Origin of the sequence: Moraxella sp. CTOTU48841 (assembly GCF_032061225.1) — a bacterium.
Lineage (GTDB): Bacteria > Pseudomonadota > Gammaproteobacteria > Pseudomonadales > Moraxellaceae > Faucicola > Faucicola cinerea.
Genome location: NZ_DAMBFQ010000005.1, coordinates 18,297 through 34,017 on the forward strand (window position 1 = coordinate 18,297; position 15,721 = coordinate 34,017).

Sequence of the window (15,721 nt, forward strand, 5' to 3'; positions counted from 1 at the left end):
GATAATAAGCTTTTAACCCATTTTAAAAAATCTAGAAATAAGGAGATTGTTATGGCTATGGTGAAAATTTATACCACACCGACTTGCCCCTACTGTATGCAAGCTAAAATGTTATTAAAAAACAAAGGCCAAGCATTTGAAGAAGTTAATATGTATGATGTGACCACAGAGGAACGTCAGGCATTGGCGCAAAAAACCAATAATTACCGCACAGTACCGCAAATTTTTATTGGCGATAATTTCATTGGTGGTTATGATCAACTTGCTGGTCTTGAGCGTCAAGGCAAACTTGATGGTCTATTAGCGGATTAACCGTTAACAGCTTAAAAAGCTTTAATACATAAATAACCCCCATTATAAATACAGTTGATAGTTTTTAGAGAAAGTTAAAGCTGTCATATTGTTATAATCCACGTAAGAACAGTTAATTGAGGACACTACCATGGCAGATGAACAAAACTTACCACAACTGGCGCTAGAACGTATCTATGTTAAAGATATGTCATTAGAAGTACCGGGTGCAGATGTATTTACCCGTGAATGGCAACCAGAGCTTGATATCAACCTATCAAGTGCCGCTGAAAAGTTGGATGATGACCATTACCAAGTGATATTAACCGTTAATGTGACTGCCAATAACGGTGGTGAAACTGCGTTTATCGCAGAAGTACATCAAGCGGGCATCTTTATGTTGCAAAATATCCCTGAAGAACAATTGGGAGCAATTTTAGGTGCGTATTGTCCAAACGTATTGTTCCCTTATGCTCGTGAAGTGGTCAGTGATATTGTGACCCGTGGTAGCTTCCCACAATTGTTACTTGCCCCTGTCAATTTTGACCAAGCCTATCAACAAACGCTTGAGCAAGGTAACTAATTTTTTTAAAGTTAACTATTTTAAAGCTAACTAATTTTTAAGTGTCAAAAATTAAGAGCAGGATAAGCCCTGCTCTTTTTTTATGTAAATTTAAGGTAAATCGTTAGGACTTGGTGCGTGATTCGGTGATGCTTTAGCTAAAGGCATGGGTGCTTTGCTGATAATCCTGCAGCGCTTGATAAAGTTGTGTCGCTCGTTTAAGGTGTGTGATAATCATGGGGTATTCCAAAAAACCCAACCCATTGGGCTCATATGGATTAAAGCATAAATGATTAAAACGACAAACCGCTTAATCAAATAAATGCTTAATCAAATAAACATAGGTAGTAAATGATGTTAAATCCAGCCGCGATGAGCGAAGTATCCCATCCGTGCCGTGTGGCGTGTGTCACAGGTGGCGCCAAACGAATTGGTCGGGCGCTTGTGCTGGCACTGCACCAAGCCAATTATAATATCATTATCCATTACCATACCAGTGAATCAGAAGCCATGGAACTTGTTGATTACTGTAATGCCATTCGTCCACAGTCAGCAAAAAGCGTGCAAGGGGATTTAGAGAACTTTGAAACGTTGCCACAGTTAGCTTGGCGAATAATCAACAGTTTTGGTCGATTGGATTGTCTGGTTCATAATGCCTCACGCTTTTACCCGACGCCCTTTGGTCGAATCTCTCAGCAAGACTGGCAAAATTTATTTTTGACCAATGCGCAAACCCCGTTATTTATCAGCCAATATTTATACCCTTATCTAAAAAAATCGCAAGGCTGCATTATCAGCATTTTGGACATTCACGCCAATGGCAAGCCATTTGGGGGCTATACAGTCTATAACATGGCAAAAGCCGCGCACCAAATGATGGTGCAGTCGCTAGCAATCGAACTAGCGCCCGATATCCGCGTCAATGGTATCGCGCCGGGTATCAACATTTTACCCATAGAGGGCTCTGAGCAAGCGCTCACCGCTGAAACGATTGACAAAATCTGCCGCGCCGTACCGTTAAAAAGAATTGGCACACCGCAAGATATCGCGCAAGTGGCGGTATTTTTGGCAGCTGCCCCGTATATCACAGGGCAGATTATTGCAGTGGATGGCGGGCGTGGTTTGACCTTAGCGGGTAATGAAAGTAGGCAATGAAAACAGGTAATAACAGCAGGCAGCCAGAGCAAGTAAAGCACCCGGCTAGTCGCAACGCATCGAACTTTTGAAGTTTTGAATAACGTTTAATGCTGTTTTTTGAGTAATTCCATTAATTCTGCTCGAATGTCATCCTCATTGCTGGTGCCATTTTGATTAGCGCTGTCATTGTTTTGGTCAAAGTTTTGTGACGTGGGTAGCTCGGTCAAAGCCTCTTGGGGTTGTCTTTCGCCTAGGGTCACATTGACGCTGCTTGGCGCTTTATTACGCATCACTTGTAGATTGACCACACTGTTGGGTGCTTTACGTGCCACCAATTGAATCAGTGTATTAGCATCATTGACAGGTTTATTATCCATTGCGGTGATGATATCCCCTTTTTGCAAGCCCGCTTTGGCGGCAGGACCATCGGGCATCACATTCATCACTTCAACGCCTTGCGTGTCATCACCTAGCTTGGTTGGGTCTTTCATCGAACTTTGTAATTCAATCCCAAGCCAGCCGCGGTGCACTTTACCATCTTTAATAATGCCATTCATCACAAGCTTAACAATCTCGGTAGGAATGGCAAAACCAATGCCCATCGAGCCGCCCGAGCGTGAAAAAATCGCGGTGTTGATACCAACAAGCTGACCATAAGCATCGACCAGCGCACCCCCTGAGTTACCGGGATTGATAGCGGCATCGGTTTGGATAAAATCTTCCACTGTGTTGATACCCAGTCCCGTGCGCCCTGTTGCCGAGATAATACCTTGGGTGACGGTTTGACCGACCCCAAACGGGTTGCCAATTGCCAACACCACATCGCCCACTTGGGTCGACTGTTCACGAAATCCTAAGGGTTTCAGCCCTGTCAAATCAACCTTAATCACCGCCAAATCACTTTCCACGTCGTTGCCGATGACTGTTGCCGTTGCCTTGCGACCATCATTGAGCATCACGATAATATTATCGGCTTTGGAAATCACATGCGAGTTGGTGACGATATAGCCATCTTGCGAAATGATAACACCCGAGCCTAAATTGGTATTATCGCTTTCGCCATTGGGGATACCGTGATATTCAAAATAGCGGCGCATCATCGGGTCATTCATATAGGGATGCTCCTCGATTTTTTGCGTGGTATAGATATTGACGACTGACTGGGCAGCGACAGCGACAGCATTGTGATAAGAGGCCACCGCAGCATTTGGATTATCACCGAGTTTTTTAGTATCGACAGGCTCAGATTTGGGCGGCTGCCAACTGGTCTGACTGGCTACCATCGCTTGATTTTTTTGCCAAGGCAGCTGTGGCTTGGTCATCATCCACAAGCCCGCCAACAGGACTAGTAGTAACAAAATCCAGGGTAGTATTAGAGTAAATTTGTTAGGTTTACGATACGTAGGCGGCAAAACAGGTGGGGTTTCCAAAGGCTTGTCTGAACGGGGGTCTGTCATAGTCAACGTTTCTCAACGATAGGTCAGAAAATAGACGGGTTTGAGCGAAAAATACAGTTTAGTCTAACACTGATTATTTGATGAGTTGAGCCGATTTTTTATTAGTTTTGTTTCAAAAGATATCTTTGATATTACTGGCTTCAATAAGGGTAAGGGTTGGCTTTGTTGAGGACTGGATTATCATGAAAAAACCGCAGTCACCATAATGACTGCGGTTTTCAAAGCTAACGCTATATTAACGCTGTATTGGTATTTTTTAGACGTCTTTACGTCGCATATGGGGGAACAAAATCACATCACGAATACTCGGTGCATTGGTAAATAACATCACCAAACGGTCAATACCGATGCCCTCGCCTGCAGTCGGTGGCAAGCCATAGGACAATGCTTCGATAAACTCTGCATCATAATGCATCGCTTCATCATCGCCTGCGTCTTTCTCAGCCACTTGTTGTTTAAACCGCTCGGCTTGGTCGATTGGGTCATTGAGCTCGCTAAAGCCGTTGGCAATCTCACGCCCGCCGATAAATAGTTCAAAACGGTCAGTAATCTCGCTATTGTCATCGTTACGGCGTGCTAGCGGTGAAGTTTCGGCAGGATATTCTGTGACGAAGGTTGGTTGACGTAGTTTGGTTTCTGCGGTTTCTTCAAAGATGATGGTTTGCAGTTTACCAATCCCAAAGATTTCCTTAACCTCTTGTTTGAGTACATTTTTGGCATAATCCGCCAGATAATCACGGTCTGCAATTTTGCTCATGTCAAAATTATCTGCGTATTTTTCAATCGCTTTGGTCATTGGCAAGCGTTCAAATGGTGCTTTAAAACTAATTGCTTCACCTTGATAATCAATCTCCGTGGTACCTAAAATATCGTGTGCCAGTTTTTCAAACATATTTTCAGTCAGTTTCATCAAATCTTCATAATCGGCATAGGCTTGATAAAACTCAATCATGGTAAATTCTGGGTTGTGACGCGCCGATACCCCTTCGTTACGAAAATTACGGTTAATCTCAAACACACGCTCAAAACCACCCACGACTAGACGTTTTAAGTACAGCTCTGGCGCAATGCGTAAAAAAAGCGGCATATCAAGCGCATTATGATGGGTGATAAATGGACGAGCCACCGCACCCCCTGGAATGACGTGCATCATCGGGGTTTCGACTTCCATGTAACGCTCATTTAGCATATACTCACGAATACCAGCAATGACTTTACTACGGATAATAAAGGCGTTACGGCTGTCTTCATTAGTCATCAAGTCAAGATGACGGCTACGATAGCGAGCCTCAGTATCGCTTAACCCATGGAATTTGTCTGGCAGTGGGCGTAATGATTTGGTCAATAACTGTACTTCGGTAGCATGCACAGATAATTCACCGGTGTTGGTACGAAATACATAACCTGTCACACCAATAATGTCACCGATATCCCACGTTTTAAAGTCATTATAAATCTCTTCACCCAAGTCATTTTTGCTGACATAGGCTTGGATACGCCCTGTCATGTCGGCAATGGTGACAAAGCTGGCTTTACCCATCACGCGTTTGAGCATGATACGACCGGCGACAGTCACCATGACTTTATCGCTGTTTGCTAATGCTTCTTTGTCTTTATCAGCAAATTGCTGCTGCAAGTCTTGGGCATATTCTTTGCGTTTGAATTGGTTTGGGTAAGGGTTTTTGCCTGCTTGTTTGATTAAATCAAGTTTGCTGTGACGTTGTTTGATAAGTTCGTTGACGTCTTGGCTGTCTTCCACATGCGCTTCGGTTGCTGCATTTTCAGTTTGGTTTTGCTGTGACATGATGTTTTCCCACAATTTTAGTTACACTATCAAAAGTTAAAATTTTTATGCCAAATGGTAAAAATAAAGTTTTATCCTATTAATCCAACATACCCGTTATTCTTCCCCACTCACCGATGCCATCAAATCGGCTTGGTGCTCGCGAAGTAGGCTATCGAGTAACTCATCTAAGTCACCCTGCATAATGGCATCGAGTTTGTACAAGGTTAAATTAATACGGTGGTCGGTCATCCGCCCTTGGGGAAAATTATAAGTGCGAATTCGCTCCGAGCGGTCACCACTACCGACCAAATTGCGACGCATATCACTTGACGCATCGATTTGTTTTTGTACTTTTTCTTGCTGAATTTTGGAGACCAGCATTTTCATGGCTTTATCGCGGTTGGCGTGTTGGCTACGCTCTTGCTGACACTCGACCACCGTGCCTGTTGGGATATGGGTAATACGCACCGCAGAGTCGGTTTTATTAATATGCTGACCACCTGCCCCACTGGCACGATAAGTATCGATACGCAAGTCGGCAGGGTTGATATCCACGGTATCATCAATCTCAACCTCGGGCATCACCGCGACCGTGCAAGCCGAAGTATGCACCCGTCCTTGGCTTTCAGTCTCTGGCACCCGTTGCACCCGGTGTGCGCCCGACTCAAATTTTAAGCGGCCATATACGCCCGTGCCTGATACGCGGCTGATGATTTCTTTATAGCCGCCATGCTCACCTTCGTTCTCGGACAATACTTCCACTGTCCAACCTTGGGTTGCCGCATAACGCTCGTACATACGGAACAAATCCCCGCTAAAAATCGCCGCTTCATCGCCGCCCGTCCCTGCTCGAATCTCTAAGAAGGCAGGCACTTTATCATTCGGGTCTTTAGGCAGCATCATCACATTGAGCACGTCTTCAAGCTCATTGATGGTATCTTTGGCGGCTTGGATTTCTTCTTGCGCCATCTCTTTCATGTCGCCATCACCCGTTGAATCTGACAGCATTTCTTCAGCGGTTGCCAAATCTTCTTCCGCTTGGCGGTATTTGCCCCAGACATCGACCAATGCGGATAAATCACTGTGCTCAACCGATAATTCACGAAATTTTTTGTTGTCATTCATGGTTTCTGGCTCAGACAGCATGGCGGTGACTTCTTCGAAACGGTCAGACATTTGGTCAAGGCGAAAACGTAAAGATTCTTTCATAATAATGGCTTAAAAGTTTTGGCTTAATTTAGGGCTTAAAAGTTTTGGCGCAATGTGCGCTTAAAAATAAAAATGGCAAAATAATCGGATATTTTGCCACATTTTAGGGGGATTTGCATGGGTTTCGTGAGAGGCAATAAAAAGCTTAGACTTTTTTGACCAACACACCCCCAATTGAGTAACCTGCGCCGAACGAGCAAATCACACCCAAATCACCTGATTGCATATTTTCTTGGTGTTTATGAAACACAATCATGGGACTGGCGGAGCTGGTATTGGCATATTCTGCTAGCACCATGGGCGCGATTGATTTATCCGCTTCTTTGCCCAATACGGTGCGTAAAATCAAATCAATCATGTTGGCATTGGCTTGGTGCAGCCACATTTTTTTGAGCTGTTGTGGCTCAATGTGGTTTTTATGGAGCAGTTCAAGGATTAAATTGGACACGGCAGGACACACTTCACGAAATACTTTGCGACCTTCTTGCAAGAACAATTTGTCGGTCACAGGTGCGTCGATATCAGGATACATCGGCGTGCCAGCGGCTAAGAATTCACTGCGATCCAAAAAGCCATATTCATTTTTAATATTGGTGGAAAACTGGGTAAACAGATGACTATCTAAAATTTCATAGCCTTTGGGTGTATCGAGCTCTTCGATAATCGTCGCCGTTGCCACATCCCCAAAGATAAAGTGGCTGTCACGGTTGCGCCAGTTAAGGTGCGCTGAGGTGATTTCGATATTGACCATAGCGACACGTTTGGCAGTGCCAGATTTAATTAGACCGACCGCTTGGGCGATACCAAAGGTTGCTGCGCTACAGGCGACGTTCATATCAAAGCCAAAACCGCCTTGCATACCAATATATTGTTGGATTTCAATGGCGATGGCAGGATACACGCGTTGGAAGTTTGAACAAGCAACAATAATACCGTCTAAGTCTTTACCTTGTAAACCTGCATTGTCCAGTGCTTGTTTGAGTGCATCTAGACCCATTTCTGCCATGATGGACATCTCTTCGCCAAGCTTGCGATAAGGAATCACAGGCGCCATGATATCTGGGTTTAAAATGCCGTCTTTTTCCATCACATAGCGAGATTTGATACCTGAGGCTTTTTCGATAAATTCAGCCGTCGAGTGCACAAGTGCTGTCTTCTCACCACGGGCGATGGCATCGGCATTTTTTGCATTATAGTTGTCAACGTATTGGTTGAAAGTAGCGACCAACTCTTCGTTACTGATGCTGTAAGGCGGGGTGTATAATCCTGTGGCAGTGATACAAATACTCATATTAGGATTCCTTTTCTAAATGTAAAACGGCAAGGTAATCATCTAGCTGTTGTCATCAATAATGATGCTGCGGTGCATGCCATCGGGGATGGTATTGAACAAACAGATGATTAAAAATAGGGGCGTGGCTTATTATGCCTTGAAAATAGCGATAATGCGATAACTATGTTACAAATTATTTCATAGGCTTAAAAATGTAGAAAACTAAGGCGAGGGTTTTTTGCGAGCATATACTACCTATACTGCTGTTCCCCTGCTACTTTCTCAGTCAATCGGTGCTGCGATAAATTACCACTTGGTTAAACTGCTTGGCTTCATCCATATCGGGCAAGGTGGTTGTATTATCCAACGTCGTTACCTTGTGGTAGCGCGGGTGAGCAAAATTTTTGACGCGGCTATCAGCCACCCAAACCTCATGCGCGTATTGTAAGAACACATCTAATAATGGCAAATTGGCTTTGTCATACAGCACATCCGCGACCAACAGCACATCGACTTTATCCATGCCAAATTGCTGTTTTAACTCAAATAAATTATCTAGCAGCTCAGCCGTTACCCCATTTAATTGCGCATTGGCTTGGCAGCTAGTCAGACTCACGCTATCAATATCACAGCAAATGACTCGTTTGGCACCCGCCATTTTTGCGGCAATACCGACAATCCCCGACCCTGCGCCAAAATCCATCACCACTTTATTGCGCACCATCTGTGGCTGCTGCAAAATATACTGCGCCAACACTTGCCCGGACGCCCATGCAAACACCCAATATGGACAATTCTTCCACAGATTTTCTATCACCGCTGGCGTCAAATCTTCATGACAAAAATCTGGATCAATGAGCCATAAATAAAAAGGTTGATTCGGCTTAGATAATAACGGCACATATGTCTTGGCAAGATTAGCGCTAGGCAACACTTGCTGCAACGCGGTAATCAGTTGGTGAAAAATGGTTGATGGGTCAGAAGCATTTGGTGGCGTTGAAGTTTTATAGGGGGAAGTTTTATAAGCGGAAGTTTTAGCATCAGTCACGTAAAGATTTCCAGTCATGGTGAAAAAATGAATACAAAAAACTGTACAAAAAAAGGAAGCTTTAAGCACTTCCTTTTTCAATTAAAACCCATTATTTTGCTGCTGCTTTTTCTGCCGCTTCTACCGTTTGACGGATGAGTGTATTGATGGTCATTGGACCTACGCCACCTGGCACTGGGGTATAGCTTGAGGCAATAGCTTCGATACCTGTCAGCTCAATATCACCCACACCACCGCTCGTGCCATCCGCATGGGTGCGCGGATGAAACCCTGCATCGACTACCACGGCCCCCGATTTAATCCAATCTTTTTTAATAAGTTCTGGTTTACCCACAGCACCCACCACGATATCCGCTTGTTTGACCAATTCTGCCAAATTCTGGGTACGTGAGTGGCAAATGGTCACGGTACAGTTGGCATTTAATAGCATCATCGCCATCGGTTTACCCAAAATCGCGCTACGACCCACGACCACCGCATGCTTACCAGCAAGCTCAACGCCGTTTTTTTCTAATAAATACATAATGCCTTGCGGGGTGCAAGAACCATACGCAGGCTCACCCATTGCCATATTGCCAAAGCCTAAACAAGTCACGCCATCCACATCTTTTGCCAGTGCAATGGCATCAAAACAGGCACGCTCATCAATTTGGCTGGGCACAGGGTGTTGTAGCAAAATCCCATGTACGTCAGGATTGTTGTTAAGCTCGGCAATTTTTGCCAATAGTTGCTCGGTGGTGGTGGCTTGTGGCATGGCAACTTTTAAGGAATCCATACCGACACGTTGACAGGCATTGCCTTTCATTTTGACATAAGTTGCGGAGGCAGGGTCATCGCCCACTAAAATCGTTGCCAAAATCGGCGTACGTCCAGAGTCTTGTTTTAACTTGGCAACCCGCTCGGCAAGTTCAGCTTCCATTTGTTTGGCATACGCTTTGCCATCTAACACTGTCGCAGTCATGGTGGTTCCTCAATCAATAACGAATCGGTCAACAAAAAGTCGGTTAGCAAAAAATTTGCGTTATTTTAACCGATTTTGCGGTGTGATAACATCCATTGAAAATGTTTAACCGCTAAATTAGCGCTCAAATACCCTTCACAATCCTTCATTACATTGCTCAAATGGCTAAAAAAGTCCTTGCACTTTTAAAAATTTTTGCTATCATAGCAAACCTAAATGAAATGGCTGGGTAGCACAGTGGCCATGCATCGGATTGCAAATCCGCGGACGCCGGTTCGATTCCGGCCTCAGCCTCCATTTTCATTTTGCGGTACTATTGTTTTGTTATTATTGGTGAGCGATAAACGCGAAAAAATATCGTAAAAAAATTGCTTGCAAAGTTAACAAAACTGATTATAATAGCACCCACTTCTGACACAGACACCACACGACGCCAAGCGTCAGTGCTGTGACTACCCTGCCCGGGTGGTGAAATTGGTAGACACAAGGGATTTAAAATCCCTCGCTCTTACGAGCGTGCCGGTTCAAGTCCGGCCCCGGGCACCATTGATTAAGCCTAAACTTTTACGTTTAGGCTTTTTTGTTGCCGGTTATTTTTTAACTTTTACTTTTTGTCTTTCAAATAATGGGTAGCCGCCTAAGTTAACGGCACCACTCTCATCACTTCTTCAAACGTGGTAATACCTTCGGCAATCTTTTTTGCACCTGCCAGTCTTAACGGCTGCAACCCATCTTGGTAGGCTTTTTGCGCGATTTGCGACAAGTCAGCGCCTTCGCTAATCAATTTTTTAACATCATTACTGAGCACCATGATTTCATACAACCCTACTCGCCCAAGATACCCGGTATTACGGCAGTGTTCACAGCCAACGGCATGATTGATAGTATCTGGGGCTAGGGCTTTCCAAGGACTGACTAACGCCTGCCAAGTCTGCTGCTCAATGCCATTCATGGGCTTATTGGATTTGCAATGTGGGCAAAGGGTACGCACCAAACGTTGTGCCATGATGCCCAAGATGGTCGCTGAGGTTAAAAACGGCGCCACGCCCAAATCATGCAGCCTTGTTAACGAACTGGGTGCATCATTAGTATGTAAGGTCGATAACACCAAGTGCCCAGTCAGCGAGGCTTGTACCGCCATTTCTGCAGTTTCGGTATCGCGAATCTCGCCAATCATGATGATATCGGGGTCTTGACGCATCAATGAGCGAATACCATCAGCAAAGGTCAAATCAATATTGTTTTGAATTTGCATTTGGTTAAACGACGGCTCCACCATCTCAATGGGGTCTTCGATGGTACAGACATTGACTTCTTCTGTCGCCAGTTTTTTGAGGGTACTGTACAGCGTCGTGGTTTTACCTGAGCCTGTCGGACCTGTGACCAAAATAATACCATTGGCTTTACGCGTCATGTCATCCCATTTTTGCAAATCTCGTCCTGTCAGCCCCAACTGTTCAAAAGAGCGCACCAGTACTTCTGGGTCAAATACCCGCATCACCAACTTTTCGCCAAACGCAGTCGGGAGCGTCGATAACCGTAGCTCGGTTTCTTGACCTTTAGGGGTACGGGTTTTGAGCCGTCCGTCTTGCGGTTTACGTTTTTCAGCGACATTGAGTCTTGCTAAAATTTTTATTCGAGCCACTACCGCGGTCATAATCCCAGTCGGCATTTGATAAACCGTATGCAAAATACCATCGATACGAAAACGCACGTTGCTTTTATCTCGGCGCGGCTCTAAGTGAATATCACTGGCACGCTGGTCAAAAGCGTACTGTAATAACCAATCGACAATTTTGACGATGTGTTGGTCATTGGCATCGGGGTTTTCAATATTGGCGGCATTGCCCAGTTGTAATAACGCTTCGACATTGGTGATATCGGCATCCGCGCGTTTTTGCTGATAGTTTGCCCCCGCAATGGCTTTGGTGACTTGATAAAATTCTTGGCGATAGCGGTTGATTTGCTCAGGACTGATTAATACGGTTTTGATTTTTTTGGGCGACACGATGTGCTGAATATTGAGCTGCCAATCTTGATAAAAAGGCTGGTCAGTGCCGATTTCCACCGTATCTTGGGTGACGGCGACTGGCAAAATGTGCTGCGAGCGCGCATATTCAAATGACATAATCGATGTCACTGAGGGCACATCGGTTTTCAGCGGGTCGATACGTACATAATCAACACCGGCTTTTTGTGCCAACCAGCGATTGAGCTGGTCCAGACTGAGTGCCATTTGCGTGGTTTTATCGACCAGATGAAAGCCTGCAATCACTTGCAAGGGATGCAAGGTTTTGCGGTTATGGGTCATCACCAAATTATAATCACGTTGGTCAATGATGCCATCTTTTAGCAGTTCATCAAGACACCAACGGGTATCAATTATCATTGAAAAAGCATTGGAGAGCATAGGGTTTCCAAAACGATTGCGCCCATAGCAATTAGGGGCAATCGGGTTAAAAGATTAAAATTATCATAAAATTAAGTGAAATAAATTACCACGCTACCCATCGGTATGGCTGGGCATTCTATATCGATAATGACAATATAGTATCAACAATATAGGCAAGAATATAAGGGCGACTACTGGTATAACCCCTTGCCATCAGATCGGTGCAACCGCAAAAAATACAGCCCAGATAAAATCGTCATGATACCCAATATGATAAAACTGTATGAAAATGCGGTTTGCGTCTGTGCCAGCGAGGCGCGAGCGGGCGTCAGTAAATGTAACAGCATCGCCCCAAAGCCAATCCCAAAACTAATCGCCAATTGCTGGTTAACGGACAATAAACTATTGCCACTGCTGGTTTGACTTGTGCGAAGCCGTGCAATACTGATGGTGTTCATCGTGCTAAATTGTAGCGAATTACACGCCCCCATAAAAGTCAAAAATGGCACACTTAGCCAAATCGGCGTGGTTTGATTAAGTTGTGATAGCAACATGATATTGACGCCAATCAACAAGGTATTGCCCGCCAATGTTTTACGATAGCCAAATTGCTTCACAATACGCGTGACCAGCGGCTTGGTCAACAGCGCGCCCACCGCAATCGGTGCCAACATCCAACCCGCTTGTGACGGCGAATAGCCCTGCACCACTTGCAGCAGTAGCGGCAGTAGAAAAGGAATCGCACTCATCCCCAAACGGGTCAGCAAATTGCCAACAATGCCCACGCGAAAGGTACGCACTTGAAACAAATCCAAGCCAAATAGCGGTTTTTGCCCATTACGCGATTCTGAGTATTTGGCGTGATAATAATAGCCAATGAGCAGCATAATCGCCAATAAAGCAACCATCATGGGAAAAACCGCTGAAGCCAGATTATCGGCATGAATGTTATTGGCAAACTCGAGCGCAAAGGTAAAGCTTGCCATCGCGCCACCAAACAGCAAAAACCCAAGCAAATCCATGCTGGGATTGCGCTGTAGATAGTTGGGCATCAGTTTCCACCCTGCCCACATCCCCAATGCGCCCATGGGAATATTAATCAAAAAAATCCAATGCCAGCTTGCAAGCTCCACCAAATATCCCCCGACCAAAGGCCCAATCACTGGCGCAATCATCGCAGGCATCACCGCATAATTCATCACCGACAGCATACGTTCTCGCGGATAGCTTTTAATCAGCGTTAACTTGCCCACAGGCATGAGCATCGCACCGCCCAATCCTTGCACCACGCGAGAAAAAATTAGGCTATTGAGCGTTGGTGACACCGCACACATCATCGAGCCTGCGGTAAACACGCCAATCGCCACCATAAAGGTGGTCTTAGTGCCATACTTATCGGCAATAAAACCACTAATCGGAGTAAAAATTGCCAAAGTAAGCGCATAGCTAATCACCGTCCACTGCATTGATAACGCAGGCTGACTCAAATCATGCGCCATCGCAGGCAAAGCGGTATTGAGCACCGTTGAGTCTAAAATTTGCATAAACAAAGCGATTGCCACCACGATTGGCAAATATTTGGTTTGCGCGGGGGTCAAGGGCGCTATAGCAAATACGTCATGCTGTGGCTTTTTGTCTTCGGTAATGATGGAATTTGGCATGGTTAACTTTTAACAATTGCTAAAGGGGCTGTAATTAAGTGCATGTAATCAAGTCGCTGTAATAAAGAGCATGTAATAAAGTGCCTGTATTAAAGTGTTTATGGCAAAATGACTTGGTTTAAATGACTATGGCAAATTGGCTATAACCGAGCAAACTTACGTAACAACGTGGTTCACGATAATTGTTAACTTTCTAATGTTTTGACAGCAAACCGTCTAGTTTTCACTGCTGTGCGCAATTAGGGCAGTCACATAGTGATTTTGTGGTTGGCTGAAGATATTGTCTGTCGTATCATACGCTTGTGTTTCGCCATTTTTCAATACCAGTATCGTTTGACACAATGCCTTAACCACCTGCAAATCATGGCTGATAAAAATATAGCTTAAGGCAAATTTTGCTTGAATATCCCGCAATAACTTCACCATTGCCACTTGGGTGCTGCTATCAAGCGCCGATGTGGGCTCATCGAGTAACAAAATTTTGGGTTTCATCACCAACGCTCGCGCGAGTGCCACCCGCTGACGCTGACCGCCTGAAAGCTCATGCGGATAACGACTGATAAAATCTCGTGGCAACCGCACCGTGTCTAAGGCTGCTAACACGGCTTTTTCACGCTCCGTTTTTGCCATACCTTGAATGGTTAGCCCTTCTTCAATTATCTCAAACACACTAAACCGTGGATTGATACTGGCATACGGGTCTTGAAATACCATTTGAATATCTGACCGATACGGCAAAAAGGCTTTATTCGACAACGCTAAAACGTCCGTCATGTGAGCATTGGCTGACAGCAAAATCTGACCTTGCACCTTGGCAGCATTCGCCAATAATTTGATCAGTGCCAAAGCCGTGGTGGTTTTGCCCGAACCCGACTCGCCAACTATACCCAAGGATTGACCTTGTGCAAGGGTTAAGTTTAACCCTTTAATCGCCTCAAACCATTGGGTGGTTTGACCCAATATATTGTTTTTTTGGGGGAAAGCGATGGTTAACGCTTTAACTTCCAAAACGCTGGGTAAATTGTCAATGATGGGCAAACTTTGTCCAAAATCTTGATAAATCAATGAGCGAGTATAATCCTGCTGCGGCTGGTTGAATATCGCTTGAGTCTCCCCCTGCTCCATGACCTTGCCTTGTTGCATAACGATGAGGTTGTCGCTGTAGCGTTTGACAAGGTTTAAATCATGGCTAATCAAAATCATCGCCATGCCACGTTCATTTTTTAGGCGGTTGAGCAAGCCCAAAATCTCATGGCGTAAAGTCACATCTAGGGCGGTGGTTGGCTCGTCTGCGATAATAATATCAGGGTCTTGCGCCAGTGCCATCGCTATCATGATACGCTGGCGTTGTCCACCCGAGAGCTCGTGCGGATAGCGCGCAAGTTTACTTTCAGGGTTGGCAATGTTGACTTGGGAAAGCAGCTCTAGGGTACGCTGTCGCCAGTGTTTTTTTGCCACGCCAGCCAGACTTAACGATTCGGCGATTTGTTTGCTCACCGTGTGCAAGGGGTTTAAGGCGGTCATCGGCTCTTGAAAAATCATGCCGATGCGTTTGCCACGGATTTGGCGAAAGACGTTTTGATTATCTTTGCTTAGGCTATTTTTTTCAATCGGTAATCTGATTGCTTGGTCGGTTTGGCTGTCGGTTAAATACGCTTGTCCTGTGATACTTAGGCTATTTGGCAGCAGTCCGAGTAAGGCTAGGCTTGAGATGGATTTGCCCGAGCCAGACTCGCCAACAATGGCGAGGGTTTCGCCTGTGTGCAGGGTGTAAGATAGGTTATCAACCAGCGTTTGGGTGGCGGATTTGATGGTTAGGTTTTTGACTTTGAGTAACTCGCTCATTTATCATTTCCTTGAATGGTCGAACTTTTATCCATATGCACGAGCGTCCCCGCCACAAAACCTGAACTCATATTTTTATCCTTTTAACTATTTATTAAA

The 15,721-nt window shown here is 45.0% G+C and carries 12 protein-coding genes and 2 tRNA genes; 5 read left to right on the forward strand and 9 right to left on the reverse strand.

Annotated elements, in window-relative coordinates; all coding sequences use genetic code 11:
- The first annotated feature begins 51 nt into the window (after window positions 1-51).
- From grxC to RT034_RS06795, 3 genes are all read left to right on the forward strand, one after another.
- Window positions 52-312, forward strand: coding sequence for a glutaredoxin 3 (grxC, locus tag RT034_RS06785; RefSeq protein WP_036589920.1), 261 nt, complete (start codon window positions 52-54; stop codon window positions 310-312).
- A gap of 130 nt (window positions 313-442) precedes the next feature.
- On the forward strand, window positions 443-874 hold the full coding sequence (gene secB / locus RT034_RS06790) for a protein-export chaperone SecB (RefSeq protein ID WP_007114956.1): 432 nt from the start codon (window positions 443-445) through the stop codon (window positions 872-874).
- Window positions 875-1,204: 330 nt separating this feature from the next.
- Window positions 1,205-2,008, forward strand: a complete 804-nt coding sequence (locus RT034_RS06795) for a pteridine reductase (RefSeq protein WP_313015375.1) — start codon at window positions 1,205-1,207, stop codon at window positions 2,006-2,008.
- Window positions 2,009-2,094: 86 nt separating this feature from the next.
- Here RT034_RS06795 and RT034_RS06800 read toward each other — a convergent pair whose 3' ends face one another.
- From RT034_RS06800 to folD, 6 genes are all read right to left on the reverse strand, one after another.
- Window positions 2,095-3,447 carry a S1C family serine protease gene (locus RT034_RS06800; protein WP_313015376.1) on the reverse strand — a complete coding sequence of 451 codons (1,353 nt, stop codon included), beginning with the start codon at window positions 3,445-3,447 and terminating at the stop codon, window positions 2,095-2,097.
- A gap of 256 nt (window positions 3,448-3,703) precedes the next feature.
- Window positions 3,704-5,251 (reverse strand): lysine--tRNA ligase, encoded by a 1,548-nt coding sequence (gene lysS, locus RT034_RS06805; RefSeq protein WP_313015377.1) that lies wholly within the window; start codon window positions 5,249-5,251, stop codon window positions 3,704-3,706.
- Window positions 5,252-5,347: 96 nt separating this feature from the next.
- Window positions 5,348-6,442: a peptide chain release factor 1 gene (gene prfA / locus RT034_RS06810; RefSeq protein ID WP_060994394.1), complete on the reverse strand. Its 1,095-nt coding sequence runs from the start codon at window positions 6,440-6,442 to the stop codon at window positions 5,348-5,350.
- A 145-nt stretch (window positions 6,443-6,587) separates the two neighbouring features.
- Window positions 6,588-7,733: a beta-ketoacyl-ACP synthase III gene (locus RT034_RS06815; RefSeq protein ID WP_313015380.1), complete on the reverse strand. Its 1,146-nt coding sequence runs from the start codon at window positions 7,731-7,733 to the stop codon at window positions 6,588-6,590.
- Between the two features lie 268 nt (window positions 7,734-8,001).
- Window positions 8,002-8,682, reverse strand: a complete 681-nt coding sequence (locus RT034_RS06820) for a class I SAM-dependent methyltransferase (RefSeq protein WP_313015620.1) — start codon at window positions 8,680-8,682, stop codon at window positions 8,002-8,004.
- A 172-nt stretch (window positions 8,683-8,854) separates the two neighbouring features.
- On the reverse strand, window positions 8,855-9,724 hold the full coding sequence (gene folD / locus RT034_RS06825; protein ID WP_036589930.1) for a bifunctional methylenetetrahydrofolate dehydrogenase/methenyltetrahydrofolate cyclohydrolase FolD: 870 nt from the start codon (window positions 9,722-9,724) through the stop codon (window positions 8,855-8,857).
- 223 nt (window positions 9,725-9,947) lie between these two features.
- Here folD and RT034_RS06830 point away from each other — a divergent pair.
- Window positions 9,948-10,021, forward strand: a tRNA-Cys gene (locus RT034_RS06830).
- A 162-nt stretch (window positions 10,022-10,183) separates the two neighbouring features.
- Window positions 10,184-10,270, forward strand: a tRNA-Leu gene (locus RT034_RS06835).
- A 91-nt stretch (window positions 10,271-10,361) separates the two neighbouring features.
- Here the strand turns inward: RT034_RS06835 and tfpB are convergent.
- From tfpB to RT034_RS06850, 3 genes are all read right to left on the reverse strand, one after another.
- On the reverse strand, window positions 10,362-12,134 hold the full coding sequence (tfpB, locus tag RT034_RS06840; RefSeq protein WP_313015382.1) for a type IV pilus assembly ATPase TfpB: 1,773 nt from the start codon (window positions 12,132-12,134) through the stop codon (window positions 10,362-10,364).
- Between the two features lie 173 nt (window positions 12,135-12,307).
- A complete protein-coding gene (locus RT034_RS06845; protein WP_313015384.1) occupies window positions 12,308-13,777 on the reverse strand; it encodes a DHA2 family efflux MFS transporter permease subunit in 1,470 nt (489 codons plus the stop codon).
- A gap of 216 nt (window positions 13,778-13,993) precedes the next feature.
- Complete coding sequence (locus tag RT034_RS06850) at window positions 13,994-15,622, reverse strand: ATP-binding cassette domain-containing protein (RefSeq protein WP_313015386.1); 1,629 nt, start codon at window positions 15,620-15,622, stop codon at window positions 13,994-13,996.
- Window positions 15,623-15,721: the final 99 nt, after the last annotated feature.

Coding starts and splice junctions, on each gene's coding strand:
- grxC (WP_036589920.1), top strand. CDS start 52: ATGGCTATGGTGAAAATTTATACCACACCGACTTGCCCCTACTGTATG.
- secB (WP_007114956.1), top strand. CDS start 443: ATGGCAGATGAACAAAACTTACCACAACTGGCGCTAGAACGTATCTAT.
- RT034_RS06795 (WP_313015375.1), top strand. CDS start 1,205: ATGATGTTAAATCCAGCCGCGATGAGCGAAGTATCCCATCCGTGCCGT.
- RT034_RS06800 (WP_313015376.1), bottom strand. CDS start 3,447: ATGACAGACCCCCGTTCAGACAAGCCTTTGGAAACCCCACCTGTTTTG.
- lysS (WP_313015377.1), bottom strand. CDS start 5,251: ATGTCACAGCAAAACCAAACTGAAAATGCAGCAACCGAAGCGCATGTG.
- prfA (WP_060994394.1), bottom strand. CDS start 6,442: ATGAAAGAATCTTTACGTTTTCGCCTTGACCAAATGTCTGACCGTTTC.
- RT034_RS06815 (WP_313015380.1), bottom strand. CDS start 7,733: ATGAGTATTTGTATCACTGCCACAGGATTATACACCCCGCCTTACAGC.
- folD (WP_036589930.1), bottom strand. CDS start 9,724: ATGACTGCGACAGTGTTAGATGGCAAAGCGTATGCCAAACAAATGGAA.
- tfpB (WP_313015382.1), bottom strand. CDS start 12,134: ATGCTCTCCAATGCTTTTTCAATGATAATTGATACCCGTTGGTGTCTT.
- RT034_RS06845 (WP_313015384.1), bottom strand. CDS start 13,777: ATGCCAAATTCCATCATTACCGAAGACAAAAAGCCACAGCATGACGTA.
- RT034_RS06850 (WP_313015386.1), bottom strand. CDS start 15,622: ATGAGCGAGTTACTCAAAGTCAAAAACCTAACCATCAAATCCGCCACC.